This window comes from Bariatricus sp. HCP28S3_A7 (genome assembly GCF_052066375.1).
GTDB lineage: Bacteria > Bacillota > Clostridia > Lachnospirales > Lachnospiraceae > Allocoprococcus.
Genome location: NZ_JBQHSG010000080.1, coordinates 1 through 1,255 on the forward strand (window position 1 = coordinate 1; position 1,255 = coordinate 1,255).

A 1,255-nucleotide genomic window follows, 5' to 3' on the forward strand; every position below is an offset into this window, starting at 1 on the left:
CTGTGTCGGTTTACGGTACGGGTACAGTACAAACAATAGCGGCTTTTCTTGGCAGCTGGCTCACACTCTTCCTTACTTTAGTTCAGTCCGCATCACGTCTTCGGATTGATGGGCGGATTTGCCAACTCATCTCCTACCTCGCTTGCTCCGGGATCCCATTCCCGGTCGTGCTCTCCTTCTGCGTCCCCACAGTTCTGTTATACTGCAGTACAGGAATCTCAACCTGTTGTCCATCGGCTACGTCTTTCGACCTCGCCTTAGGTCCCGACTTACCCAGAGCAGATCAGCTTTACTCTGGAAACCTTGGGTATTCGGCCGGAAGGATTCTCACCTTCCTCTCGCTACTCATTCCGGCATTCTCTCTTCAATACACTCCACAGCTCCTTCCGGTACTGCTTCTTCGCGTATTCAATGCTCCTCTACCAATCTACTTTGTAGATTCCTGAGCTTCGGTAGTGTGTTTCAGCCCCGGACATTTTCGGCGCAGGACCTCTCGACCAGTGAGCTATTACGCACTCTTTTAATGTATGGCTGCTTCTAAGCCAACATCCTGGTTGTCTTTGAAATCCCACATCCTTTTCCACTTAACACACATTTTGGGACCTTAGCTGCAGGTCTGGGCTCTTTCCCTTTTGACTGCCCAACTTATCTCGTGCAGTCTGACTCCCGTGAATCATCTGGCTGGCATTCGGAGTTTGATATCGCTTGGTAAGCTTTGACGCCCCCGCACAAATTCAGTGCTCTACCTCCAGCAGACTCTCACGAGGCTAGCCCTAAAGCTATTTCGAGGAGAACCAGCTATCTCCGGGTTCGATTGGAATTTCTCCCCTATCCACACCTCATCCCCACCCTTTTCAACGGATGTGGGTTCGGCCCTCCATTGCCTTTTACGGCAACTTCAGCCTGGACATGGATAGATCACCCGGTTTCGGGTCTACTCCATCTGACTTCCCGCCCTATTAAGACTTGTTTTCACTTCGGCTCCGGACCTTCAGTCCTTAACCTTGCCAGATGGCGTAACTCGCCGGACCGTTCTACAAAAAGTACGCGGTTGAACATATAAAGTTCTTCCACAGCTTGTAAACACAGGGTTTCAGGTTCTCTTTCACTCCCCTCCCGGGGTCCTTTTCACCTTTCCTTCACAGTACTATGCGCTATCGGTCACTAAGGAGTATTTAGCCTTACGGGGTGGTCCCCGCTCGTTCCCACAAGGTTTCTCGTGTCTCGTGGTACTCTGGATCCTGCCATGCTGACT

At 51.1% G+C, this 1,255-nt stretch carries 1 rRNA gene; it reads right to left on the reverse strand.

Annotated elements, in window-relative coordinates:
* Nucleotides 1-1,255: ribosomal RNA gene (locus ACTNA4_RS16055) — 23S ribosomal RNA — on the reverse strand; the annotation flags it as partial.